The organism is Sphingomonas sp. 179-A 2A2 NHS (assembly GCF_045371305.1).
Taxonomy (GTDB): domain Bacteria; phylum Pseudomonadota; class Alphaproteobacteria; order Sphingomonadales; family Sphingomonadaceae; genus Sphingomonas.
Genome location: NZ_JBIQDE010000003.1, coordinates 299,230 through 320,679, shown reverse-complemented (window position 1 = coordinate 320,679; position 21,450 = coordinate 299,230). Strand labels below are relative to the sequence as shown.

At 63.8% G+C, this 21,450-nt stretch carries 23 protein-coding genes and 1 tRNA gene; 8 read left to right on the top strand and 16 right to left on the bottom strand.

Translation table 11 applies throughout. From position 1 onward, the window contains the following. Nucleotides 1–6 precede the first annotated feature (6 nt). Nucleotides 7–411 carry a DUF2147 domain-containing protein gene (locus tag ACH0AE_RS07920; protein WP_294444907.1) on the bottom strand — a complete coding sequence of 135 codons (405 nt, stop codon included), beginning with the start codon at nt 409–411 and terminating at the stop codon, nt 7–9. A gap of 340 nt (nt 412–751) precedes the next feature. Here ACH0AE_RS07920 and ACH0AE_RS07915 point away from each other — a divergent pair, with 340 nt between their 5' ends. The 5 genes from ACH0AE_RS07915 (at nt 752) to ACH0AE_RS07895 (ending at nt 6,962) form a co-directional block, all read left to right on the top strand. Continuing rightward, on the top strand, nt 752–1,048 hold the full coding sequence (locus tag ACH0AE_RS07915) for a hypothetical protein (RefSeq protein WP_406875621.1): 297 nt from the start codon (nt 752–754) through the stop codon (nt 1,046–1,048). A 217-nt stretch (nt 1,049–1,265) separates the two neighbouring features. Then, nucleotides 1,266–3,926: a cation-transporting P-type ATPase gene (locus ACH0AE_RS07910; protein ID WP_294444905.1), complete on the top strand. Its 2,661-nt coding sequence runs from the start codon at nt 1,266–1,268 to the stop codon at nt 3,924–3,926. A gap of 753 nt (nt 3,927–4,679) precedes the next feature. Further along, entirely contained in the window at nt 4,680–5,297 is a 618-nt protein-coding gene (locus ACH0AE_RS07905) for a response regulator transcription factor (RefSeq protein ID WP_406875620.1), read from the top strand. 124 nt (nt 5,298–5,421) lie between these two features. Further along, nucleotides 5,422–6,228: a universal stress protein gene (locus tag ACH0AE_RS07900; RefSeq protein ID WP_294445163.1), complete on the top strand. Its 807-nt coding sequence runs from the start codon at nt 5,422–5,424 to the stop codon at nt 6,226–6,228. Nucleotides 6,229–6,389: 161 nt separating this feature from the next. Then, nucleotides 6,390–6,962 carry a CC0125/CC1285 family lipoprotein gene (locus tag ACH0AE_RS07895; protein ID WP_294445162.1) on the top strand — a complete coding sequence of 191 codons (573 nt, stop codon included), beginning with the start codon at nt 6,390–6,392 and terminating at the stop codon, nt 6,960–6,962. Between the two features lie 72 nt (nt 6,963–7,034). Here ACH0AE_RS07895 and ACH0AE_RS07890 read toward each other — a convergent pair whose 3' ends face one another. The 4 genes from ACH0AE_RS07890 to ACH0AE_RS07875 all read right to left on the bottom strand — a co-directional run bounded on the left by ACH0AE_RS07890 (nt 7,035) and on the right by ACH0AE_RS07875 (nt 10,879). Then, a complete protein-coding gene (locus tag ACH0AE_RS07890; RefSeq protein ID WP_294445161.1) occupies nt 7,035–8,213 on the bottom strand; it encodes an acetate/propionate family kinase in 1,179 nt (392 codons plus the stop codon). Beyond that, the gene (locus tag ACH0AE_RS07885; RefSeq protein WP_294445160.1) at nt 8,210–9,166 is read right to left on the bottom strand and encodes a bifunctional enoyl-CoA hydratase/phosphate acetyltransferase; all 957 of its coding nucleotides are present in this window, start codon (nt 9,164–9,166) and stop codon (nt 8,210–8,212) included. The genes ACH0AE_RS07890 and ACH0AE_RS07885 overlap by 4 nt, the downstream gene beginning before the upstream one ends. 107 nt (nt 9,167–9,273) lie before the next feature. Continuing rightward, a complete protein-coding gene (locus tag ACH0AE_RS07880) occupies nt 9,274–9,768 on the bottom strand; it encodes an Hsp20 family protein (RefSeq protein ID WP_406875619.1) in 495 nt (164 codons plus the stop codon). Between the two features lie 106 nt (nt 9,769–9,874). Then, nucleotides 9,875–10,879, bottom strand: a complete 1,005-nt coding sequence (locus ACH0AE_RS07875; protein WP_294441756.1) for a 2-hydroxyacid dehydrogenase — start codon at nt 10,877–10,879, stop codon at nt 9,875–9,877. Between the two features lie 395 nt (nt 10,880–11,274). On the opposite strand from ACH0AE_RS07875, the gene ACH0AE_RS07870 reads away from it, so the two are divergent. Then, the gene (locus ACH0AE_RS07870) at nt 11,275–11,556 is read left to right on the top strand and encodes a hypothetical protein (RefSeq protein ID WP_406875618.1); all 282 of its coding nucleotides are present in this window, start codon (nt 11,275–11,277) and stop codon (nt 11,554–11,556) included. A gap of 24 nt (nt 11,557–11,580) precedes the next feature. Here ACH0AE_RS07870 and ACH0AE_RS07865 read toward each other — a convergent pair whose 3' ends face one another. The 4 genes from ACH0AE_RS07865 to ACH0AE_RS07850 are packed head-to-tail and all read right to left on the bottom strand — an operon-like array spanning nt 11,581 to nt 15,584. After that, complete coding sequence (locus ACH0AE_RS07865; protein WP_294441758.1) at nt 11,581–12,828, bottom strand: acyl-CoA dehydrogenase; 1,248 nt, start codon at nt 12,826–12,828, stop codon at nt 11,581–11,583. A 48-nt stretch (nt 12,829–12,876) separates the two neighbouring features. Beyond that, nucleotides 12,877–13,992: an acyl-CoA dehydrogenase family protein gene (locus tag ACH0AE_RS07860; RefSeq protein ID WP_294441759.1), complete on the bottom strand. Its 1,116-nt coding sequence runs from the start codon at nt 13,990–13,992 to the stop codon at nt 12,877–12,879. Between the two features lie 11 nt (nt 13,993–14,003). Then, nucleotides 14,004–14,351 (bottom strand): nuclear transport factor 2 family protein, encoded by a 348-nt coding sequence (locus tag ACH0AE_RS07855; RefSeq protein WP_294441760.1) that lies wholly within the window; start codon nt 14,349–14,351, stop codon nt 14,004–14,006. Nucleotides 14,352–14,354: 3 nt separating this feature from the next. Continuing rightward, nucleotides 14,355–15,584: an NAD(P)/FAD-dependent oxidoreductase gene (locus tag ACH0AE_RS07850; RefSeq protein ID WP_294441761.1), complete on the bottom strand. Its 1,230-nt coding sequence runs from the start codon at nt 15,582–15,584 to the stop codon at nt 14,355–14,357. Nucleotides 15,585–15,832: 248 nt separating this feature from the next. Here ACH0AE_RS07850 and ACH0AE_RS07845 point away from each other — a divergent pair, with 248 nt between their 5' ends. After that, complete coding sequence (locus tag ACH0AE_RS07845) at nt 15,833–16,102, top strand: hypothetical protein (protein WP_294441762.1); 270 nt, start codon at nt 15,833–15,835, stop codon at nt 16,100–16,102. A 19-nt stretch (nt 16,103–16,121) separates the two neighbouring features. On the opposite strand, the gene ACH0AE_RS07840 is transcribed toward ACH0AE_RS07845, so the two are convergent. Both ACH0AE_RS07840 and ACH0AE_RS07835 read right to left on the bottom strand, forming a co-directional pair. Next, nucleotides 16,122–16,550: a response regulator gene (locus ACH0AE_RS07840; RefSeq protein WP_294441763.1), complete on the bottom strand. Its 429-nt coding sequence runs from the start codon at nt 16,548–16,550 to the stop codon at nt 16,122–16,124. 124 nt (nt 16,551–16,674) lie between these two features. Beyond that, nucleotides 16,675–16,751: transfer RNA gene (locus ACH0AE_RS07835), tRNA-Arg, on the bottom strand. 60 nt (nt 16,752–16,811) lie between these two features. Here ACH0AE_RS07835 and ACH0AE_RS07830 point away from each other — a divergent pair. Further along, entirely contained in the window at nt 16,812–17,555 is a 744-nt protein-coding gene (locus ACH0AE_RS07830; protein ID WP_294441764.1) for a queuosine precursor transporter, read from the top strand. A 3-nt stretch (nt 17,556–17,558) separates the two neighbouring features. On the opposite strand, the gene ACH0AE_RS07825 is transcribed toward ACH0AE_RS07830, so the two are convergent. The 5 genes from ACH0AE_RS07825 to ACH0AE_RS07805 all read right to left on the bottom strand — a co-directional run bounded on the left by ACH0AE_RS07825 (nt 17,559) and on the right by ACH0AE_RS07805 (nt 21,380). Next, complete coding sequence (locus ACH0AE_RS07825) at nt 17,559–18,659, bottom strand: sulfotransferase (protein WP_294441765.1); 1,101 nt, start codon at nt 18,657–18,659, stop codon at nt 17,559–17,561. Next, nucleotides 18,616–19,281: a phosphoribosylformylglycinamidine synthase subunit PurQ gene (gene purQ, locus ACH0AE_RS07820; protein ID WP_294441766.1), complete on the bottom strand. Its 666-nt coding sequence runs from the start codon at nt 19,279–19,281 to the stop codon at nt 18,616–18,618. Before purQ ends, ACH0AE_RS07825 begins: the two co-directional genes overlap by 44 nt. Continuing rightward, nucleotides 19,278–19,508 (bottom strand): phosphoribosylformylglycinamidine synthase subunit PurS, encoded by a 231-nt coding sequence (gene purS / locus ACH0AE_RS07815; protein ID WP_294441767.1) that lies wholly within the window; start codon nt 19,506–19,508, stop codon nt 19,278–19,280. The genes purQ and purS overlap by 4 nt, the downstream gene beginning before the upstream one ends. An 80-nt stretch (nt 19,509–19,588) precedes the next feature. Continuing rightward, the gene (gene purC / locus ACH0AE_RS07810) at nt 19,589–20,368 is read right to left on the bottom strand and encodes a phosphoribosylaminoimidazolesuccinocarboxamide synthase (RefSeq protein WP_294441768.1); all 780 of its coding nucleotides are present in this window, start codon (nt 20,366–20,368) and stop codon (nt 19,589–19,591) included. Between the two features lie 118 nt (nt 20,369–20,486). Then, entirely contained in the window at nt 20,487–21,380 is an 894-nt protein-coding gene (locus ACH0AE_RS07805; protein WP_294441769.1) for an alpha/beta hydrolase, read from the bottom strand. Between the last annotated feature and the right edge of the window lie 70 nt (nt 21,381–21,450).

Sequence of the window (21,450 nt, the reverse complement as noted above, 5' to 3'; positions counted from 1 at the left end):
CAGGACCTATGGCACTCGATGCCACGTCCGGCTTTTGCAGATGATCCGGCCGATGAGGCATCCCGTGCCGCGGATCGTGTTCGGGTCGACCAATGTGATCGTGCCGGAAAAGGTGGTGTTCTGATCGGGCACGAACACGCGCCCGCGCCACTGGTTCGTCTTTTGTTGCCGGAAATCGCGGAACACCGTGGTGCCAATCAGTTGCTGCGTGCCGCCGCGACGAGCGCGCTCTTTCGCCTGATCGGTTGCCCAGATGACGACCCCGCAGATTGCATTTCCGCACGGCTGCGTTCGGACGTGGACGCTGTCCTTCGGATCCTGCCATGTTCCGATCAGGCCATCCTGTGCTGCTGCGGTGGTTGCGACGAGGCAGCCGATCGCGGCTGATGCAAGACAAAGCGTCCGGTACATGACGGTCACCTTACGCGACAACACTGAATGACACCCCTGCCCCTTACGGCAGGCGTCGGATAATTGAGGCAAGAATGAACGCCAATGGTGATATATAGAATAGGTATGACTACTGCTGAGGCGATGATCTCGCGCGGCTTTCTTTATTGCTCGCGGCCCATCTCATTCGAAAAATTGTACGAAAAGCCACAATCTCCGTGCTTCTTGATCAAGCAATCTGGTCAGCATCCGTAGTATCCCGGATTACCGATGATATGCCTGGAACCTATTCCTTCTGGTAGCGAAACGTGGTGCGCTCTTGGGGAGCATGCGGATGAAAAAGGGATATCTCCTTGTCCTGATGCTGATCGCAGGCTGCGGGAAGCCGAGCGATACGAAGAACGTGACCGTGGTCGACCAACCCACCACGAATTTCGCTGCCCAGATGCTGGCATTACCCCAGCAATCCCGCGAGATCGCCTTGTTCCGCGCCATTCGTGATGCCGGCCTGCCGTGCCAGAGCGTCACCGGCGCACAACTCATCAACACGAACCCGGCCAGGCCTGAATGGCGCGCGCGCTGCGACAATGGTACCTATCACCTTATCACGGTGGATCCGAACGGTACCGCGCTGGTCGTCAGTCGAACCGAGCGTTGAGCGCCAAGGGATCGAACGAGGTCTTTCGACGATGCAGAAGTTCAGCGAAGCGCCATAGATGAGCCCCCGGCCGGCAAGCAACGGATCTCAGCGATCGCGCTTCGAACGACACCGGAGGGCCGTGCCCCATCCGGCGCTGTGACCTACGTCGGCGATCCGGCACGGGCCTGCTTCAACAGCAGCGCCATTTCGCCCGGTCGCCAGCAAGAACTTCGCCATGCCCCGTAATCTCGTCAAACCGCCAGCCGGAGGCACGGCGGCGGCGACAACGCCGTGGTTTGCGCTTTCCGGCAAGGAGTGTCTTGCCAGGCTTGGCGCGGATCCGGAGGGACTGACCGAGCGGCAAGTCGTCGAGCGCCGCCAGCACTGGGGCCGCAACGAACTCCCGCGCCATCGCCGCGCCTCCTGGCCCGAGCTTTTCGTTCGCCAGTTCCGCAGCCCGCTGATCTACCTGCTGCTGGGGGCGGCGGCTTTGTCGCTGTGGATGGGCGAACGGACGGATGCGCTGTTCATCGTCGCGGTCCTTGTGCTGAACGCGGTCATCGGAGCTGTCCAGGAGGGGCGCGCTGGCGCCAGCGCCGACGCGTTGCAGCAAATGGTGAAGCACACGGCCCGCGTCGAACGGGATGGGGCGGTGCGCGAGCTGGACGCAGCCGATCTGGTGCCCGGAGACATCATCTTGCTGGAGCCGGGTGCGGAAATTCCTGCGGATACTCGGCTGCTTGCGGCTTCAGACGTTCAGGCCGACGAGTCATTGCTGACGGGGGAAGCGCTGCCGGTCGCCAAAAGCGCTGATGCCGCGCTGGATGTCGACGTGCCGCTCGGCGACCGCACCACGATGCTGCACGCCGGCACCACATTGCTCGCCGGCCGTGCCAGAGGGGTGGTAGTCGCGACCGGTGAGCGCACCGAACTGGGCAGGATCGGCGTTTCGCTGCGTGAGACTGAGCCTACCCCGCCGCCGTTGATCCAGTATCTGGAGCGTTTGTCGAAGCAGATCTCCGTCGGGATGGCCGCCTTGGTGGCCGTGCTGGCGCTACTCCTGTTGGTGAGGGGGGCTGCGCCGGCGGAGATCCTGATCGTTGCCGTGGCGCTGGCCGTGTCCGCAATTCCGGAGGCGCTTCCGGTCGCGGTCACGGTCGGGCTCGCGGTGGCGACACGCCGAATGGCGGAGCGCAACGTCATCGTGCGAAGCCTGCCGGCCGTGGAGGGGCTCGGCGCTTGTACGATCATCGCGACGGACAAGACGGGCACGCTCACCGTCAACCGGTTGTCCGTGGGCGCAATCATCACCCCCGATGGGCGTCGGCTGAACGCGGGCGAGTGGAAGGATGACTTAGCCGCAGTCAGGCGTCTGGCGCGTGCAGGGGCGATCTGCAACGAGGCGAACCGCGTCGCCGGGGGCGAAGTGATTGGCGACAGTGTCGACGTCGCGCTTTTACGCTTCGCCGAAGACATGGAGCAGATCGAGGATCACCCGCGGATCGGCCTTTTCGCCTACGAACCGGTAAACCGCTTTTCGAGCGTTGGGATCGAGGCCGACGATGAGGTGCGCGTCGTCGCGAAGGGCGCCGTCGAGACGATTGTTGCGATGTGCGCGGAACCCGATCCGTCGCTCCTCGGCGCTGCCGATGGTCTCGCGTCAGACGGATACCGCGTTCTTGCTCTCGCCGAACGCTCGGTGCCGGACCTTGAGATGGTTGATCTCGCCCACCCGGCGCGGCTGCGGTGCCTCGGCTGCGTCGGGTTACTCGATCCGCTGCGCCCTGAAGCCGCTGCCGCGGTCGCGGCGTGTCGGGACGCGGGGATCGAGGTGCGGATGATCACTGGCGATCACGCGGCAACCGCGCTCACCATCGGGCGCCAGCTTGGCCTTGCCCACTCGCAAGCTGATGTCCTGTCGGGTGCGGCATTGTCTGCGCTCTCGGGTCAACGTGAGGCTCAGGCGGAAGCGATTGGGCAGGCAAAAGTATTCGCGCGTACCGATCCGGCGCAGAAGCTGCTGATTGTCGAGACCTTGCGCAATAGCGGGCACATCGTTGCCGTGACGGGCGACGGGGTGAACGACGGTCCGGCGCTCCATGCGGCGAACATCGGTGTTGCGATGGGCGAGGCTGGGACGGATGTTGCGCGTGGTGCGGCCGACCTCATCATCGTCGACGACAACTTCGCGTCGATTGTCTCTGGGATCGAAGAAGGACGCATCACATTCGGCAATCTGCGGAAGATAGCGATCTTCCTGCTTGGCACCGGCATTGCGGAGATCGCGCTCTTCCTGCTGGCGATAGCGGCTGGCCTTCCGCCGCCCCTGACGGCGGTTCAGCTGCTGTGGAGCAATCTCATTACTGAAACGCCGCAGGCGGTCGCGCTGGCCATGGGGCGGGGCAGGGGCGACGAGCTTCGTCGCCCGCCCCGCGCCGCGGACCGGCGATTGATCGATGGATCCGCGCTGCTTCTGATGGCGATCCCGGCGGTTGCCATGTCTGCGTTCCTGGCCGCGCTGTTCGGCTGGGAGCTTGCTCGTGGCGAAAGCCTGGAAACAGCGCGCAACAGCGTGCTCGTCGGCGTGATCCTGTTCGAGAACATGTTCGTCCTCGCCCTGTGGAACGACCGACGACCTCTGTGGGACCGCCCGCCGGGGGGGATCGCTTGGCTCATTGGCGGTGTGGGCGCCGCCCTTGGGCTGCAGGTGTTCGCAATGACGTTTCCGCCGGTCGAGAAGCTGCTGGGTATACGGATGCCGGACAGTGACAGCCTGATCGCCTGCCTGGGCGGCGCCGTCGTCACTGCTGTCGCTGCGGAGATCGCCAAGCGAATGTTGCGGCGTCGGGGGGATCAGCGAATCGACAACTGGCCGTCCCCTACCTCCGAGTCGTGAGGCGAAGTTTCCCCAAAGTTGTCCCGGTTCCGTAACGGAAGCTGCTGAAACGCGAGCAAATGTGCGATTTACCTCCGCCGGATCGGACTTCTTCGATGTTTCTGCCGCTGATGTTGGCGGATTTTGACGAGAACGATCAGTGCTTTACGTGAAACTACGTAATTGCGTCGAATTGTTGCTATCATACGGTGGGTCTCATTTTCTGCAGGGGGCTGCATGATGATGGACACGGAATATGCCCGGGAGCGAGCACGCTCCGAAACACGGATGGCGGCGCGAGCGCGATGTATCGAGGCTCGGGTCATTCACCTTGAACTGGCCCGACGTTATTTGGCGCTAAGTCGTCTCGGCTTCAAACATTGATCATCGGGCTGGCCCCTTCAGTGTCGGGCGGGCGCCAACCTGTCATGTCCCGCCCATGGTTCGCGTGCAAGCAATGGTTAACGAGCGATCCGAGTGCGTCTTCCTTGCAACGCCGAGAAGGATTGTCCACTTGCGCCGGTGACTTGGGTGTCGCCCAAGTCATTGACGATTCTTTATTTTTTAAGATCAGCATTGCAGATTGGTCTCAAACGGAACCTATCTAAATCGCCAACATTGTTATGCGGTGCTTCGCGGTGTTTTCATGAAGGGGCACTAACGGGCGTTGTTACAAACGATAACTGCCTTCTCCATTGGAATGAAAAGGGATGGTCTTGAAATAGCTAACTGGTCGCGCCTTGCGTGACGCTGCACGGATACGGAGTAAGACACATGATCGTGTATATCGTTGACGATGACAGTGTCAGCAGAAGAGCCATCGGAATGACGGTTCAGCGCCTGGGCTACAATGTGAAATACTTCACTTCAGGTAGAAGCCTAGTTGAGGAAGGCACCCTAGAGCCAGGCTGCATTCTGCTTGACCTGTGCATGCCGGACGGTAGCGGCATAGAAATCCTTGAACAGCTCTACGACCGCCGTTCGACATTTCCCGTTGTGATCATCACGGGGCTCAGCGACATCGGTGCCGTTGTTCGGGCAATGAAGCTTGGGGCGCTCGACGTCCTCATCAAGCCGCCGCAGACGGAAGCACTCGCGTCCGCGATTGAGCAAAGCGAAGTCGTCTTGAAGAAAGGCGCTTGGCGGCACGATGTGGCGGCCGAGGCGGAGCGAAAACTATCATGTCTCACGCCGCGTGAGCGTGATGTTCTTCTCGGCCTGGCGCGCGGCTTTCCGAACAAGACGATCGGCCACGATCTGGGCATCAGTTCACGGACCGTGGAGATACACCGTGCTCACCTGATGTCGAAGCTTAACGTGCACAGTCTCTCTGAGTTGCTGCGCATCGTCTACGATGCCGAATGGGACTTGAACAAGGAAGAGGATGCCTGAACGCTCGCTTGGTAGAACGATGATTTAGCGTGGTCATTATCAAGCGTAGGGATCGTTACGTATATATAACCGATCTGAAGTCCACCATCTTCAACAGTGAAACCACTTAGGAAGACTGTGGAATATGAGGTCGGTTCTGCTTTACGCGAATCGTGATGCTGGCACGATCGACCGGCTTGAGGTGGCGCTCACTGTCGCAGCTGCATTTAACAGCCATATTCACTGTCTTCAGGTAACTCCTTACAACAACTTCGTTGTCATGGACCCGTTTGGCGGCGTCTATGGCATGGCGGAGATGCTCGCCGACATCCGCGAGCGCGAGATCGAAAACCAGAATGAGCTGCAGGCCCGGCTCGAACGGGCTGGCGCATCATGGACCTGGATCAACGAGAACGGCGATCCGCAGGGCGCCGCGCTCGATCGCATGGATCTCATGGACCTCGCGGTGGTCAGCACCGGCGGCGAGGGGGATCTCCCGGATCACGCACCGGCTGCGGCAAAGCTCGCAACCCGCACCGACACGCCCATCCTCGCGGTCGCATCGGACGGGCCGCGGATCGACGTCGGCGGTAATGTCATGGTGGCGTGGAACGGCTCGCCCGAAGTCAGCCGCGCCTTGCGCCACGCCGTGCCGCTGCTGAAGTTCGCCCGCAACGTCACGATCGTGCGCATTGCGGAGGACCGTGCAGGTCGTCCGCTGGTCGATGCCGCGCAGTATCTCAGCTATCACGACATCAAGTCAGAAATACGCGAGCAGCCGCGCGACGATGAGATGGTGCATGACGCGCTGCGCCGCGCCGCGCTGGAGCTCGAGGCCAATTACATCGTGATGGGCGCCTATGGCCGCCCCCACCTTCGCGAACGGATGTTCGGCGGGGTGACCCTCGATTTTTCGCAGCACAGCCCGTGCAGCCTGTTCATGTCGCACTGACGAGGTGGATCGTGCCTCCATGCCCTCCAACCGCGCCTGAAATCCCGGGGCCGACCGGGCCGCCGGGCGCGCGCCGCGGTGGCACGACGCGCGACGAGCCGCCCTGATTGCCGGCGCGCCGGAAGTCGGATCTTCTTCAGTTTCAAGGATAGGTGTCTCCCATGAACCGGTTCCAAAAGGCGACAATCGTAGCTGCAATGGCCTCAGCCACGGCGATGCTGGCCGGGTGCGAAACGGCAACGCCCTATCAGCCGCTGGGCGCCCGCGGCACCGGCGCAAGCGGCGGCTATTCCGATCAGCAGATCACTTCAGACATTTGGCGCGTCACCTTCGTCGGCAACACGCTGACCTCGCGCCAGACGGTGGAGAATTATCTGCTCTATCGCGCCGCGCAGCTGACGGTTCAGCAGGGCTATGACAGCTTCACCATCGTCAACCGGGCGACGGACCGGAATGTGGAAACCCGCATCAACACCGATCCTGCCTTTGCAGGCCCCTATGGCTGGTGGCGGCCGAGCTGGCGCTATTACGGCGGCTTCGGCTGGCGCTCGTGGGATCCGTGGTACGGCGGCCCGTTCTGGGCGGACAACATCGATATCTCGACCGTCAGCAAATATGAGGCGACGGCCGAGATCAAGATGAGCAAGGGCACGACGCCGAACGACCGGACGACGTTCGACGCTCGCCAGGTGCTCGCCAACCTTGGCCCGACGATCCAGATGCCCAAGCAGTAACGGCCTTCTGTTCGTCACCCCGGGCGCGGCGCCCGGGGTGACGATCACGGCTGGCCGTATCATTTTCCGCTGTCAGGTAAGCGCCAGCAGCCGCTGGCAGTGGATCGCGATCATCTGCTCCTCGTCGGCCGGGATGATGCGCACGTCCACCGCGCTGCTCGGCGTATCGATGATCCGGCTGCCTTCCTCATTGGCTGCCGCATCCAGACGCACCCCGAGCCACGCCAGCCGCTCGCAGATGGCGCTTCGGATCATCGCGTCATTCTCCCCGATGCCGCCGGTGAAGACGATCGCATCCAGCCCGCCCATCGCCGCCACCAGCGCGCCAAGCTCTCGGACGATCCGCCACAGGAACAGAGCGATTGCATCTGCCGCGCCTTGCTCGCTGCTGGCCTGGAGCACCCGCATGTCGCTCGATATGCCGGAGACGCCGAGCAGGCCTGACTTCGTATATAGCGTTGCCTGCACCTCGTCGGGCGACAGGCCCTCCTCACGAATCATGTGAAGGACGACGCCGGGATCGAGGGATCCGCAGCGCGTCGCCATCACCAGTCCGTCAAGGACGCTGAATCCCATCGTCGTGTCGACGCTTCGTCCGTCGACCATCGCGCAGAGACTGGCCCCGTTGCCGAGGTGAGCGACGAGAACACGCCCGCGCGCCAGTTCCGGCTCCTCAAGCGCAAGCGTCCGTGCGATGTGTTCGTACGAGATGCCATGAAAGCCGTAGCTCATGATGCCACGCGCCTCCCAATTGGCCGGCACGGCATAGCGCTTGGCCACCGCGGGGCGGCGGGTGTGAAACTCGGTGTCGAAACAGGCGATCTGCGGCACATCGGGTCGGCGCGCGCGAAGGGCGCGGATCGCGGCGACATTGTGCGGTTGATGCAGCGGCGCGAGACGAGACAGTGCGTCAAGCGCGTCGAGCAGGGCATCGTCCACCACCTGCGGCTGGCTGAAGTCAGGGCCGCCATGAACGACGCGATGCCCGACCGCGGCCAGCCTGTGCTGCGGCAACTGTTCGATGGCGAGATCGATCAGCAAGCCCAGCAGGGAATCGTGCGTATTTCCCGCGCTCAGGGCCCGATCGATCAGGATCGTGCCGCCGGTCTCGCGCACGACGAGGTGTGGCGCGGTTCCGATCCCCTCGATCTTGCCGTGCACGGTGCGGCACGGCCCGTCGGGCTCGATCGTGAACAGCCCGAACTTGATGCTGGACGAGCCGGAGTTGAGGCTGAGGATTGCGCCGCTCATGCGATAGCGCCCGTCGGTGAACCCGGTGTTTTCACGGCGGACGCGCGTGCCAGCAACACGCCCACGGCACAGGAAGCGAGCCGGGTACGAACGGCGTCCGCGCGACTGGTGAGCACGATCGGCACTCGTGCGCCAAGGACGATTCCGGCGGCATCCGCACCGCCCAGGAAGGTGAGTTGCTTGGCCAGCATGTTACCTGCCTCGATGTTGGGCACGACCAGGATCTGCGCCCGGCCCGCGACGGGCGAGATGATGCCCTTGTCCCGCGCTGCTTCGGCGTTCACCGCATTGTCGAACGCGAGCGGGCCGTCCAGCAACCCACCGGTGATCTGGCCGCGATCCGCCATCTTGCACAGGGCAGCCGCGTCGATCGTGGATTGAAGGGCAGGGTTGATCGTCTCGACGGCGGAAAGGATCGCGACGCGCGGCTCTGCAATCCCCAGCACATGGGCAAGGTGGATCGCATTGCGGACGATGTCCGCCTTCTCGAGCAGGCCCGGGGCGATATTGATCGCGGCGTCGGTGATGATGAGCGGCGCCGGGTAAACTTCGACGTCCATCAGATAACAGTGGCTGATCCGGCGTTCGGTGCGCAGGCCGGTTCCCCTGTCCAACACTGCGTGCATCAACTCATCGGTGTGGAGCGAGCCTTTCATCAGCAGCGCGGCGTCTCCGCGGGCCGCCAGGCTCACCGCTTCCGCTGCCGCCGCGTGGCTGTGCGGTGCCGGCATGATCGTGAATTCGTCGAGGCGAAGCCCGGCTTCCCGCGCTGCCGCTTCAATGCGCGCGGACGGCCCGACCAGTATCGGATCGATCAGCCCCGCCCCTGATGCTTCTGCCACCGCCTGAAGTGCGCCGGCGCTGCATGGATGCGCCACTGCCGTGCGCAACGGCTCGCCCGAGGACGCGGCGGCATCGACCAGCCGTGTATAGGCTGCGTGGCTGCGTTGCATCCTGATCCTTTTGGTGCCCCGTCTCGCTGGACCGGGGCCGATCATTGGGTAGCGAGATCGTCGAAGCAGCGCGCGGCGGCGCAACCGTCCCGCCGCTCCGGCAGGGGTTATTCAGCCTCCACCGGAATTTGCCGTTTGCGATCCTCGGCACTCTTGTCCTTGGGCAAGGTGATTTCCAGCACGCCCTTCTTCACCTTCGCCTTGATCTTTTGGAGATCAGCGTCAGGCGGCGCTGCGATCTGGCGTTCGAAGGTGCCATAGGAACGCTCCGAATAGGTATAGTCCCGGTCCTTCTCCTGGCGCTCTTCCTTCTTCTCGCCAGCGATCCTGATCATCCCGTCCACCACCGACACCTCGACATCCTTCGCGTCGATGCCCGGTACTTCGGCGGTGAGTTGATACCCGGTTTCCGTTTCCTTCATGTCTACCGCAGGGGCGGCGAGGGGGAGGCGGAACTTCCCAGACTGAAGATGTTGCATCAACTGCGGCAAGTCGCCGAGCCATTGATCCATTTCCTCACGCAGCCGCGCGAGCGGCGCCAGAACCTGGATGTTCGGAGTTTGTCGCTTCTGGGAGGGGAGAACAGCCATATCACGAGCCACGGAGACCTCCTGTCATATTGCTTGCCGGAGGCGTAGCTTTGGTCAGAAAGTGGGGGAATACGTATCTCCCCGCGGCCGGATGCGCGGTTCCGGTGGCTTTATTGCGTCAGGCCAGGCGTTCCGTGGAGACAGCATGGAGCGGCCGACCAGTGGCGGCAAAGGCGCTGATATTGGCGATCGTCGTTTCCGCGATGGCGGTCAGTGCTTCCGTCGTGAAAAAGCCCTGGTGGCCGGTGATCAGCACGTTCGGAAAGGTCAGCAGCCGCGCGAACAGATCGTCCCGGATCATCTGGTCGGACAGGTTCTCGAAGAAGAGCTCTTCCTCTTCCTCATAGACGTCGAGGCCAAGGTAGCCGATGCGGCCGGACTTGAGCCCCTCGATCGCGGCCCGCGTGTCCACTACCGTGCCGCGGCTGGTGTTGATCAGCATGACGCCTGGCTTCATCGTCGCGATGGCGGCATCATCGATCAGGTGACGGGTGGCCGGTGTCAGCGGGCAATGCAGCGTGATGATGTCGCTTTCGGCAAACACCGTCTCCAGCGGCAGGTAGCTGCCGCCAAGGCGAACGAACTCCTCGCTCTCAAGGGGATCGCTGCCGATCAGGCGGCAGCCAAAGCCGTCGAGGATGCGAGCCACCTCGATCCCGATCTCGCCTGTCCCGACGATCCCGACCGTGCGCCCGCGCATGCCGAAGCCCAGCAGGCCGTCCAGCGCGAAATTGCCTTCGCGCACGCGTGCATAGGCGCGGTGGATCCTGCGATTGAGCGACAGGATCAGCGCGACGGTATGTTCGGCGATCGCGCTTGGCGAATATGCCGGCACGCGCGCGATGGTCATGCCAAGATCCCGGGCGGCCGCAAGATCGACATTGTTGAAGCCCGCGCTGCGCAGCGCCACGAGCCGACAGCCGCCGTCTGCCAATTGGATCAGCGTCTCGCGATCCAGCTGATCGTTGACGAAGGCGCAGATCGCCTCGGACCCGGCGGCAAGCGCAGCGGTGTGTTGGTTCAACCGAGCCTCGATGAAGACGAGGGCATGTGCCTTGTCCTGATTGGCTGCTTCCAGGAACCGGCGATCATAGCTTTTGGTGCTGAAGACGGTCACCTTCATTCGCTGTCGTTTCCCCTGGATCGCGGCATGCTCACGCGCCCTTTGTGAAGGCGTGGCATTGGACGTGCGAAACGAACCTAACGCCAGATCCGCGCCGGGGAAGGGGCCACGGGGGGAGAACTGAGGGTATCACCTGCAACGCGGCACCGGATCGCGGTGCAGCAATGCACCCGACAGCGAGCCCCATCGCATAGTTGAAGCACAGCAAATGCATGTAGAGATCTGCGCATCAATTACCCGCCGAGCATGTTCGTCACTGCCACTTCGCCGAAAGCGCCAAGAATAGAAATCGAGATCCTTCGCGGAAGGGAGTTAACCAGTTTCAACAGCAAATCGTTAAGCGTCAGCAGTGATCTTTGTTTTCCAGGAGATAATGTCAGGAAGGGCGGAGGCGAATGCGAGGCAGCGAATTCGACGGCGCTACCGCTATATATCATCGCCAACGTGCGCTCAGCGAGCGAAGAGCTGCTGCTCATGCGATCGACGAACGTGCACGCCGAGCCCATCTCGAACTTGCGATGCAGCACGAGATCGCGATGTTTCGCTTGCCCGATAGTCGCGCCGGCAACGAGATTGACACGCGCCCGTTCATGATCGGATCGAGGTTGCGGGATGTGATCGCCCTGCCGGATGCGATCTTGCCTGCTGACCCGGATCTCGGGGCGCCGCTCGCCTGAGGGCGCCCCGCCACTTGCTGCGTCTCAGGCGCGGGTAGGAATCTTCTCGAACGGCACGTCCTTGTCGACGCGCACGTCGCCCGGCAGGCCAAGCACGCGTTCGGCGATGATGTTGCGCAGGATCTCGTCCGTGCCGCCTTCGATCCGTGTCGCGGGGCTTCGCATCAGCGTCGCCTGGAAGCGTGCGGCGTGCGCCGCCTGTGCCGGATCGGTGAACACGCCGGCCTCTCCCTGCAGGTCGATCGCGAAGGTGGCGATTTCCTGGCTCGTCGCGCCGGCTACCAGCTTGCCGATCGAATTCTCCGGTCCTGGCTCCTGGCCTTTTGACAGGGCAGTGAGCGCGCGCATCGAGGTGTATTTGAGTCCGCTTGCCTTCGTCGCCCAGTCCGCCAGTTTGGAGCGGATCGCGGGATCGTCCACCAGCCGGCCCCCATCGGCACCCGGCGCCCGCACCGCATAATCAAGCAAGGTCTCGAACCCGGTCGACATGCCCGACCCGATCGAAAGCCGCTCGTTCATCAGTGTCGTCAGCGACACCGTCCATCCCTGGCCGACGCCGCCCAGGCGTTGGCTGTCCGGGATGCGCAAATCGGTGAAGAACACCTCGTTGAAGCCCGACTGGCCGTGCGCTTGCAGGATCGGCCTCACCTCGATGCCGGGCGAGCGCATGTCGACCCAGAACATCGTCAGCCCCTTGTGCTTCGCGACGCTCGGATCAGTGCGGGTCAGGAGGATGCCATATTGCGAGATATGGGCACCAGAGGTCCATATTTTCGAACCATTGATGACCCATTCGTCACCATCTTTGACCGCGCGTGTACGCAAACCCGCCAGGTCTGAGCCGGCGGAGGGCTCGGAAAACATCTGGCACCAGATGTCCTCGCCCGCGGCAAGCGGTGGAAGAAGCGCCTGTTTGTCTTCCTCGCTACCCCACGCCATCACCGTCGGGCCGCACATTCCCTGGCCGATGATGAAGGTGAAGGAGAGCTGGGCATAGACGCCTTCCTCCTGGTTCCAGATGACGCGCTGCATCGGCGTCGCGCCCCGGCCACCGTACTCCTTGGGCCAGTGAAGGCAGGCCCATCCGGCATCATATTTCTTCTTCTGCCACGCCTTGCTCTCGGCAAGCATGTCAAAATCCGCGATGTCGCCTGCCGTACCATGACCGGAGCCCGACAGTAGCGGATAAAGGTGCTTGGGCGCATTCGCGTCAATCCAGGCGCGGGCCTCGGCACGGAAGGTGGCTTCTTCGGGAGTATCGTCGAAGTTCATGGCTCTAGGCCTCCGATGATGGTTAGCTGTAGGGGGAGGTGGCCGACATCACGCCGCGAGTGGCTCGTTTGCCGCGGCGAGGCGGGTGACCAGCTTTTCTTCCCAGTCCGGCAGGCTGCCGAGCGCCAGCGCCAGTTGGTTCGCGCGGCGATAGAAGAGGTGGCAATCCATCTGCCACGTGAAGCCCATCCCGCCGTGCACCTGAATGTTGTTCTTGGCGCAGTGGCGGAAGGCGTTGGTCGCCGAGACGCGCGCCGTGGCCGCGGCACGTGGCAACTCGGCCGCGCCCGTGGAAAGTGCCCAAGCCCCGTAATAAGCGTTGGAGCGCGCCAGCGTCGCCGACACATACATGTCGGCCAGCATGTGCTTGATCGCTTGGAAGCTGCCGATCTGGCGGCCGAACGCCATGCGTTCCAGCGCATAGTCGCGTCCCATCTCCAGCGCCCGATCCGCGCCGCCGATCTGTTCGAAGGCGACGAGAACGGCCGCACGATCAAGCAGGATCTGCAGGTTCGCCCAGCCTTCGCCGCGCTCCCCGAGCCGTTCGGCGGCGGCATTATCGAAGGTGAGATGCGCTTGGCCGCGGGTCGGATCGATCGTTTCGACCGACCGGCGGGTGACGGCATCCTGCGACAGATCGACGAGCACGAGGCTCAGCGCGTCTCCTTCCTTCGCCAGTACGATCGCCACGTCGGCGATATCGCCGTCGAGCACCGGCGCCTTTCTTCCGTTCAGCACGCCGTTGGCGAAGGTGGCCCGGACCGTCTTCTCCGTCAGCCGCTCCCCTTCGGCGGTGGCGAGGCAGCCGACCGCCGCGCCGGCGGCGATCTTTGGCAGCCATTCGCTCTGTTGCTGCGCGTTGCCGAACGACTTGATGGCCTCGGCCGCAAGGTAGACCGACGAGAGGATCGGCAGCGGCGCAAGGGCGCGGCCAAACTCCTCCGCGACGGCGCAGAGCTCGAGATAGCCAAGGCCGAGACCGCCATGCTCCTCCGGAACCGCGATCCCGAGAAAGCCCATTTCGGCAACGCCGTTCCATAGCGCGCGATCAAAGCCGCCGCCTTCCAGAACCTTGCGTACTCGCTCCGTCGAGCATTCCGCCGCGAGGAAACGACGAGCCTCGGCGCGGAACTCATTCTGTTGTTCGCTGAAATCGAACTGCATCGATTCCTCTCCTATTCCTGAGGAAGCTGGTGAACGTACACTTCGTTGTGGGAAATCCGGTCGCCGTCCAGCAGCACCATGTCGAAACCGCGCAGGCGCCCGCCACCGGCCACGTCGCAATACCAGCGACCACAAAAGCCGCCCGGGATCGGCCACGTCTCGTCGGGCGTGTAGGTCATGGCGGGCGTCGCGGCGAATAGCTGCGTCAGATAGTTGCGCAGCCCATCGTGGCCGATGATGCCGGCCGCGGTCTGCGGATCGAAATAGCGGCAGTCCTCGGCGTAGAAGCCGAGTAGCGTTTCCACGTCCTTGGCTGTCCAGGCAGCAAGCCAGTCAGCATTGTAGCGGGCAATATCCATCGATCAGGCTCCGATCACGCGGGCGACATGCGCTGGTTCGAAAACCTCGGGCGGCACGGCCTCTGGCCCCGCCAAGGTTGCGACACCGTGGAGGCCGAGCATCGGATCCGCCGCGCTTGCCTCGTGATAGCGTCGCCGGCGGGTGCGCGCCTCCTCGCCGAACTCCATGTCGAGCGTCGCCTGCATTTCCGACGCGATGCGCAGCCGCCGCATCCGCTCGGCGCGCTCTTCGGCGTAGGGCCGGAAATCCGGTGCAGCGCCGGTCGGGGTTTCTGTCAGAATGTCGCTGACGAACCGGACGTCCCGGTACGTTATGGACAGCCCAAGGCCCAGGATAGGATCGTTCCATCCAGCCGCATCCCCCACCAGCACTGCGCCGGGGGCGAACGGGCGCTCCGCGGCACTGCAATTGTTGTGGTAGGCGAACAGCGGGCCGGCGGGCGTGCCGGAAGCGATCGCTTCATTGTGCGGCGCGGACTGCATGCGGAACGCCTGTATGAAACGTGCCGGCCCCTCCGGCCCGGCGAAGCGCTTTGCGTCGGCGAGAGACCATCCACCATAAACGCGCACCCGATGGCCGCCCTGCGGGAAGGCAAGAAAGGCAAAATCGTCTTCGGTGCCGATGGCCTGGCGGCGATCGTCCCAGCCCTTCACGTCGTCGACGAGGAGGCCAGCGAACCAGTGATGCGGCTTGTCCTGATGGAGCGCGATGCGGGCCGCGCGCCTCACCGCCGACTGGCGGCCCTCGGCGCCGACCACGAGCGATGCGCGCGCGACATGCTCCGCGCCATCATGGGCATAGGTGACGCGGGGGGAGGCGCCGAGTTCGATCTGCTTTACCTCGACGCCGCGCAGTGCGGTCGCGCCTGATGCGGCGGCCGTGTCGAACAAGGTCTGGCAGTGCACCGGGTGCCGGATGCACAAGGGACCCGGCACATCCGGTGCGAACATGCCAAGTGGCAGGGTGCGCGCCTCCGCCTCGGCCGGATCGCGCGTCTCGTCGTACGTGACATGGCTGGTCAAGTGATGGCCGCCGGCGGCGACCAAGGTGTCGTACAGGCCCAGCCGCTTCGTTTCCGTCACGCCCCAAGGCGCGATCCACTCTCCGCGGACCTTGTCTTCGTAAACGGTGGTCTTTTCGAGCAGCAGAACGGACCGTCCCGCTCGCGCCATCACCGCGGCCAGCGCTGACCCGCCGATCCCGCCGCCGATCACGATGATGTCGTACGCCATGCCCGCTCTCCAGACCGCCCGCCGTCATCGTGGACAGAGGATCAGCTCAATTAAGTCGACCGACCTAATCTGCGACAGGTACGAGTGAGTTGCACAATGAGTCAATGGCGATGCGGCCGCCATCTTTGGCGCCCGAAACTACGGGAAACCCCGATTGCGGTTCGATCCGGCCTTGGCCAATTCTCGGCTGGTCGCGTGTGCAGGGAGCAACCATCGCAAGGTTGCCCGATGCGACAGGAGTTCCGAGTGTGAACGAGAAATTCGAGGCGAGCATTGCCGAAGCGGCGCAGACGGCAATCGCGCTTAGCCAGTCGGCTTTCAACGGCGTCTTCGCACTCGCAGCAGCAATGGCAGGAGGCGGCCTTCTGTCAAAGGAGTGCCTGGAGTATCTGCACCAGAACATGCTGCTTCCGCTTACATGTGAGGGTGCCATCCCCGAGGTGATGGCCCTTCAGGCGAAGCGGCTGGACGAGCTATGTGCAGCACTGTCGGTCGCGGTTGCTGCGCGCGCCGCGTGAGTGACCCAGACGCGATAAGCTAGCGGGCCGGCCGCGCCTCGGATTGTTCACGACGCAGCGGCGCGGGTTTCTTGCCGTCCGGTAGAATTTCGGCCACGCGATCATGCACCACCTCCGCGGAGAATGGCTTGCGGATGAAGACGGCGCCTTCCGGAAGCTGCCCCTCATCAGGCACCGAAGCGCCCGATGCGACGAGAATGCCGACGTCCGGCCAGCGCTCGCTAACGATTGTCGCCAGCGCGAAGCCGTTCATGCCGCTCCCGAGATCAACGTCGCTGAACAGCAAGGCAACCTGGCCGCCATGCCGCTCCAGGATGTCGATCGCCTCTTCCGCGTTCGCTGCGTCAAGGCAGCGGAAGCCTGCTCGATCAAGGATGTCGCATGCATCGAGGCGGATGAGGGGTTCGTCGTCGACGACAACTGCAAAGGGAGCATGTTGATCCGGCATCAAACCTTAATGCAGATCAAGGAGGATCGTTCACCAAGCGCAGAGATTTTCGTTTGCGCGACCGAAGTGGCACGCGGCCTGAGTAAGCCCGCCTCTCTCTGCGCGGGTGAGTCACAACATCTGATGGCGCGCCCGGCTGGATTCGAACCAGCGGCCCCAAGCTTAGAAGGCTCGTGCTCTATCCAACTGAGCTACGGGCGCCACCAAAGGGCTGTTAGCGTGGATTGCGGGCTCGGGAAACCGTCGTCATGATGCCTGGCCATGAGGGACGAGGAATTGCCGAACCGTGTCGCAGCGGCTGCGCTGCACGGGAAGAGCCTGCGCTACTACGACTATGTGATGGCAGCGTTCGTTGCCATCCTGTTGTTGTCCAATGTTCTGGGCGCAGGCAAAGTTGCACAGGTGTGGTTGCCGGGGATCGGATATTGGCCGTTCGGCGCCGGCATTCTCTTCTTTCCCGTCGGCTATGTCATCGGAGACGTGCTGACCGAGGTCTATGGCTATGCCCGCGCGCGGCGGGTGATCTGGGCAGGGTTCGCCGCGACGATCTTCATGGCCTTCATGGCCTGGGTCGTCGTCGCGCTGCCCCCGGCGCCAGACTGGACCAACCAGGCGGCGTATGAGGCGGTGTTCGGCCAGGTGCCGCGGATCGTGTTTGCCAGCATCTGCGCGTTTTGGGCCGGGGAGTTCGTGAACTCCTACGTGCTCGCCCGCATGAAGGTGATGACGGAGGGGAAGCATCTGTGGATGCGCACCATCGGTTCGACCATCGCGGGTCAGGGGGTGGACAGCCTGATCTTCTACCCGCTCGCGTTCCTTGGCGCGGAAGGATGGACGACGCAGTTGGTAATCACCGTATTGTTCACGCAATGGGTGCTGAAGGTTGGCTGGGAGGTGCTGCTGACCCCCGTCACCTACCTCGTTGTCGGGTGGCTGAAGCGGGCGGAGGGCATCGACGTTTACGACGAAGGCACTGATTTCACGCCATTCCGTGCACAGGTGTAGGCGTCACAATTCGCCCGCGCTTCGGGCGAGCTGGAGCCGGGCAGCGAGGCGACGGAGGGAATCGGGGCGCTCTGCGTAGATCCTGCCGGTTCGCAAGAGATGCCGGGTCATCGCGCGACAATGGCGGAGGTGAGCGATGGTCAGCGCGGCAGGGCCGAGGGACGGGGTAGTACGCTTGTAGCCTGCGCGATCCATCTCAGTGGCGCAGATCGTCTCAATCAAGGCGACGTCCGAAGTGGGAAGGTCATGCTGCCATTGATCGGCGCGAGCGGCATCGAAAGGGGCGTGCACATGCGGGTGTATCGCGGTGTCCAATGGCGCGATTTGGAATGCGGATGGTGCGTTTTGCGCGATCTTGGTTCCCAGACGATCAGCGATGGCCGTCAATGGTAGAGCGTTGGGATCGGTTAGGCGCTCGTAGCGGATCGTGACGACATCCCGGGTGACGGCGAGCCGGTCGATGCGCCTTATATTGTCGCGCCAGTGGCGGGCGGCGTAGACGATGCTGCCGCGGGCCATATCGAAGCCGGGCTTTTCCGGGACTGGCGTTTCGAGCATCGATCGCGCGACGGCGCGGGGATCGCGGAGCGCGTGGATGAGGAGTGGCGTGGTCAGAGCCGTGTCCAGTTCCGGGATGAAGCCAATATAGGGCTCGAGCTTAAGGATCATCGCTTTCGGGCGCCGGCCGGAAGCGGCGGTGGCGAGCGCGGTGAGGAGGCCGCGAAGATCTCTGGCGCCGTGATCGCGGGCGGCGGCGGCCATCTGCTCGTCGGCGAGACCGAGGCTGGCGAGGCGAACGTCCTCGCGCATCAGGCGGAGCAACTCCGGTGGCGGGATCGTGCGGCCACGGCGGAGCGCCACGAGCACGTCGAGCGTGAAGCGCAGTTCGGGGAAGACGAAGGTGTCCTCCAGCGATTCGGCGAGGAGCCGCGACAGGAGCGTCGAGCCCGAGCGGTTCACATAGAGGATGATGCCGACGCGAACCGTAGCGGCGGCGCTCACCGACCGGGCCGGGCAATCGGAACGCCGCCACACTCCATCGGGAGCGTGGCGGCGGGGATCATGCGACCAGTTCCAGCAGCCCTTCGAAGAGCCGACGGCCATCGTCGCCGCCATGGGCCGGGCCGATGCGGCGTTCGGGGTGCGGCATCATGCCGAGCACGTTGCCGGCCGAATTGAGGATGCCGGCGATCCGCCGCGCGGAGCCGTTCACTTCCTCGGCATAGCGGAAGGCGACGCGGCCTTCGCCTTCGAGCCGGTCGAGCGTCTCGGCGTCGGCGACGTAATTGCCGTCGTGGTGGGCGACGGGGATCTCGATCGTCTCGCCGGCATTATAGCGGCTGGTGAAGCTGCTCTGCGCATTCTCGACCGTCAGCGCGACATCGCGGCAGACGAAGTTGAGGCCGGCGTTGCGCATCAAGGCGCCGGGCAGGAGGCCGGATTCGGTGAGGATCTGGAAGCCGTTGCAGACGCCAAGCACCGGCAGGCCGCGATTCGCCTGTTCGGCGACCGCGCGCAGGATCGGCGAGCGCGCGGCGAGGGCGCCGGAGCGCAGGTAATCGCCGTAGGAGAAACCGCCGGGAACCGCGACGAGGCCAACGCCGTCGGGCAGCTCGGTATCGCGGTGCCAGACCATCTCCGGCGCGCGGCCGGTGACGTCCTCGAGCGCGACGGCGATGTCGCGATCGCAATTCGAGCCCGGAAAGACGACAACGGCGGTTTTCATGCCCGTTCGATCCGATAATTCTCGATCACCGTGTTGGCGAGGAGCTGGCGGCACATGGCGTCGACCTGCGCATCGTCAACATTATCGGCGACGTCGAGCTCGATCAGCTTGCCGACGCGGACGCCTTCGACACCGGCAAAGCCGAGCCCGGTCAAAGCGTGTTCGATCGCCTTGCCCTGGGGATCGAGGACGCCGGGCTTGAGCGTGACATGGATGCGCAATTTCATGGCGGTCCGCTATTCGATGCGCTGTCGGATCGCAACCGTCGGAGCATCGCTCCGGCTACGATCCGAGAGCCTGTTCGTCGTTACTTTCCGCGCTTCTCGCGGTGTTCGGCCATGTCGAGCACGGCCGTCTCGCCACCTTCGGGGAGAAGGCCAAGGCGACGTGCAACCTCTTGATAGGCCTCGACTTCGCCGCCGAGATCGCGGCGGAAGCGATCCTTGTCGAGCTTCTCGTTGGTGGTCATGTCCCACAGGCGGCAGCCATCGGGGCTGATCTCGTCCGCGAGGATGATGCGGCCGTAGTCGTTATCCCAGATGCGACCGAATTCGAGCTTGAAGTCGACAAGGCGGATGCCGACGCCAGCGAACAGGCCGGAGAGGAAATCGTTCACCCGAATCGCCAGATCGGCGATGTCGTGCATCTCTTCCTGGCTGGCCCAGCCGAAGGCGGCGATATGCTCGTCGGAGATCATCGGATCGCCGAGCGCATCGTCCTTGTAATAATATTCGATGATCGTGCGCGGCAGCTTGGTGCCTTCCTCGATCCCGAGCCGCTTCGTCAGCGAACCCGCGGCGACGTTGCGCACCACCACCTCGATCGGCACGATCTCAACCTGGCGAATAAGTTGTTCGCGCATGTTGAGACGGCGGATGAAGTGCGTCGGGACGCCGATCGCATCGAGCAGCGTGAAGATGTGCTCGCTGATGCGGTTGTTGAGGACGCCCTTGCCGTTGATCGTGCCCTTCTTCTGGGCATTGAACGCCGTCGCGTCGTCCTTGAAATACTGGATCAAGGTGCCGGGTTCGGGACCCTCGTACAGGATCTTCGCCTTGCCTTCGTAAATCTGCCGGCGCCGCGCCATCGCATCACCCCTGAAATGGACAGCCCCGGCGACGCGACGGAAGCGGCGCGGCCGGGGCGGGAATGGGGGCGCGTATAGGCCAAGGGTGCCGATGGCGCAATCACGGCGGGCCTGAAGATCAGTGGCGCGTCGCCGGGGAGCCAGCGAAGAACGACTGGATCAACTGGCGTGTCCCAGCCCAGGCGCCGGTATCCGGCGTCACGAGTTCGACATGGCCGGTGGCGGGCACCTCGATGAGTTCAACCGCGTCCCCGGCGTTCCTCGCGCGGGCAACATAGTCGGTTGCCATGCGAAACGGGATGATGCGATCCTCGCGCCCATTGACCAGCGTTTGCGAGACGCGGAGCGGGAAGAGGCGGGGCACGGACGTGTCGGCATACGGATCGGAGCGATCGGTGCCGACGAGCTTGCCCACCACCTCGGTGCCGCAGCCATTGTCCGGGCTTGATGCGGTGGCTTCGAGATCCGGGAGGCCGCCGAGGCTGATGACATGCGCGATCTTGAGCGGTGCGGCCGTGTAGAGCGGGCTGGTCGCCGGCAATTTGCCGCGGGCGGCGAGCCACAGCGCGAGGTGCCCGCCCGCGGAGTGGCCGACGGCGACGACACGGCTGGTGTCGAGATTATATTTCCGTGCGTTTGCCGCGAGTTGATCGGCAGCTTTCGCGGCGTCTATGAAGGTGCCGGGATAGCCGCCACCCGCACGATCCACGCCGCGGTAATCGATATTCCACACCGCGATCCCGGCACCGCGCAGGTCGTCTGCAATCCAGTCCATGATCGTTCGATCGGCGATGCTGGTCTGCCAGCAGCCGCCGTGGACCATCACCACGACGGGGTGGGGACCGGGGCCGGCGGGGCGCCACAGATCCACCTTCTGATACGGGTCCGGCCCGTAGACGATCGTCGCGTCGGCGCTGGGCCGGGCACGCGACAGCAGATCGGGCCAGGTGAGGAGTTTGGCTTCGGGTTCGGGCATGGCGGCGAGCAGCAGCGGCAGGAGCAGGGCGATCACGCGGCTACGCTACGTCGGCTTTTCCGTCGATACTATGAAGAAGTGCGCGCTGGTGTGTTTCGTAACCGGG

What these genes read in the sequence shown, in the direction of transcription:
- ACH0AE_RS07920 (WP_294444907.1), bottom strand. Translation starts at nt 411, where the DNA reads ATGTACCGGACGCTTTGTCTTGCATCAGCCGCGATCGGCTGCCTCGTC.
- ACH0AE_RS07915 (WP_406875621.1), top strand. Translation starts at nt 752, where the DNA reads ATGCTGATCGCAGGCTGCGGGAAGCCGAGCGATACGAAGAACGTGACC.
- ACH0AE_RS07910 (WP_294444905.1), top strand. Translation starts at nt 1,266, where the DNA reads ATGCCCCGTAATCTCGTCAAACCGCCAGCCGGAGGCACGGCGGCGGCG.
- ACH0AE_RS07905 (WP_406875620.1), top strand. Translation starts at nt 4,680, where the DNA reads ATGATCGTGTATATCGTTGACGATGACAGTGTCAGCAGAAGAGCCATC.
- ACH0AE_RS07900 (WP_294445163.1), top strand. Translation starts at nt 5,422, where the DNA reads ATGAGGTCGGTTCTGCTTTACGCGAATCGTGATGCTGGCACGATCGAC.
- ACH0AE_RS07895 (WP_294445162.1), top strand. Translation starts at nt 6,390, where the DNA reads ATGAACCGGTTCCAAAAGGCGACAATCGTAGCTGCAATGGCCTCAGCC.
- ACH0AE_RS07890 (WP_294445161.1), bottom strand. Translation starts at nt 8,213, where the DNA reads ATGAGCGGCGCAATCCTCAGCCTCAACTCCGGCTCGTCCAGCATCAAG.
- ACH0AE_RS07885 (WP_294445160.1), bottom strand. Translation starts at nt 9,166, where the DNA reads ATGCAACGCAGCCACGCAGCCTATACACGGCTGGTCGATGCCGCCGCG.
- ACH0AE_RS07875 (WP_294441756.1), bottom strand. Translation starts at nt 10,879, where the DNA reads ATGAAGGTGACCGTCTTCAGCACCAAAAGCTATGATCGCCGGTTCCTG.
- ACH0AE_RS07870 (WP_406875618.1), top strand. Translation starts at nt 11,275, where the DNA reads ATGCGAGGCAGCGAATTCGACGGCGCTACCGCTATATATCATCGCCAA.
- ACH0AE_RS07865 (WP_294441758.1), bottom strand. Translation starts at nt 12,828, where the DNA reads ATGAACTTCGACGATACTCCCGAAGAAGCCACCTTCCGTGCCGAGGCC.
- ACH0AE_RS07860 (WP_294441759.1), bottom strand. Translation starts at nt 13,992, where the DNA reads ATGCAGTTCGATTTCAGCGAACAACAGAATGAGTTCCGCGCCGAGGCT.
- ACH0AE_RS07855 (WP_294441760.1), bottom strand. Translation starts at nt 14,351, where the DNA reads ATGGATATTGCCCGCTACAATGCTGACTGGCTTGCTGCCTGGACAGCC.
- ACH0AE_RS07850 (WP_294441761.1), bottom strand. Translation starts at nt 15,584, where the DNA reads ATGGCGTACGACATCATCGTGATCGGCGGCGGGATCGGCGGGTCAGCG.
- ACH0AE_RS07840 (WP_294441763.1), bottom strand. Translation starts at nt 16,550, where the DNA reads ATGCCGGATCAACATGCTCCCTTTGCAGTTGTCGTCGACGACGAACCC.
- ACH0AE_RS07830 (WP_294441764.1), top strand. Translation starts at nt 16,812, where the DNA reads ATGAGGGACGAGGAATTGCCGAACCGTGTCGCAGCGGCTGCGCTGCAC.
- ACH0AE_RS07825 (WP_294441765.1), bottom strand. Translation starts at nt 18,659, where the DNA reads ATGGCCGTCGGCTCTTCGAAGGGCTGCTGGAACTGGTCGCATGATCCC.
- purQ (WP_294441766.1), bottom strand. Translation starts at nt 19,281, where the DNA reads ATGAAAACCGCCGTTGTCGTCTTTCCGGGCTCGAATTGCGATCGCGAC.
- purS (WP_294441767.1), bottom strand. Translation starts at nt 19,508, where the DNA reads ATGAAATTGCGCATCCATGTCACGCTCAAGCCCGGCGTCCTCGATCCC.
- purC (WP_294441768.1), bottom strand. Translation starts at nt 20,368, where the DNA reads ATGGCGCGGCGCCGGCAGATTTACGAAGGCAAGGCGAAGATCCTGTAC.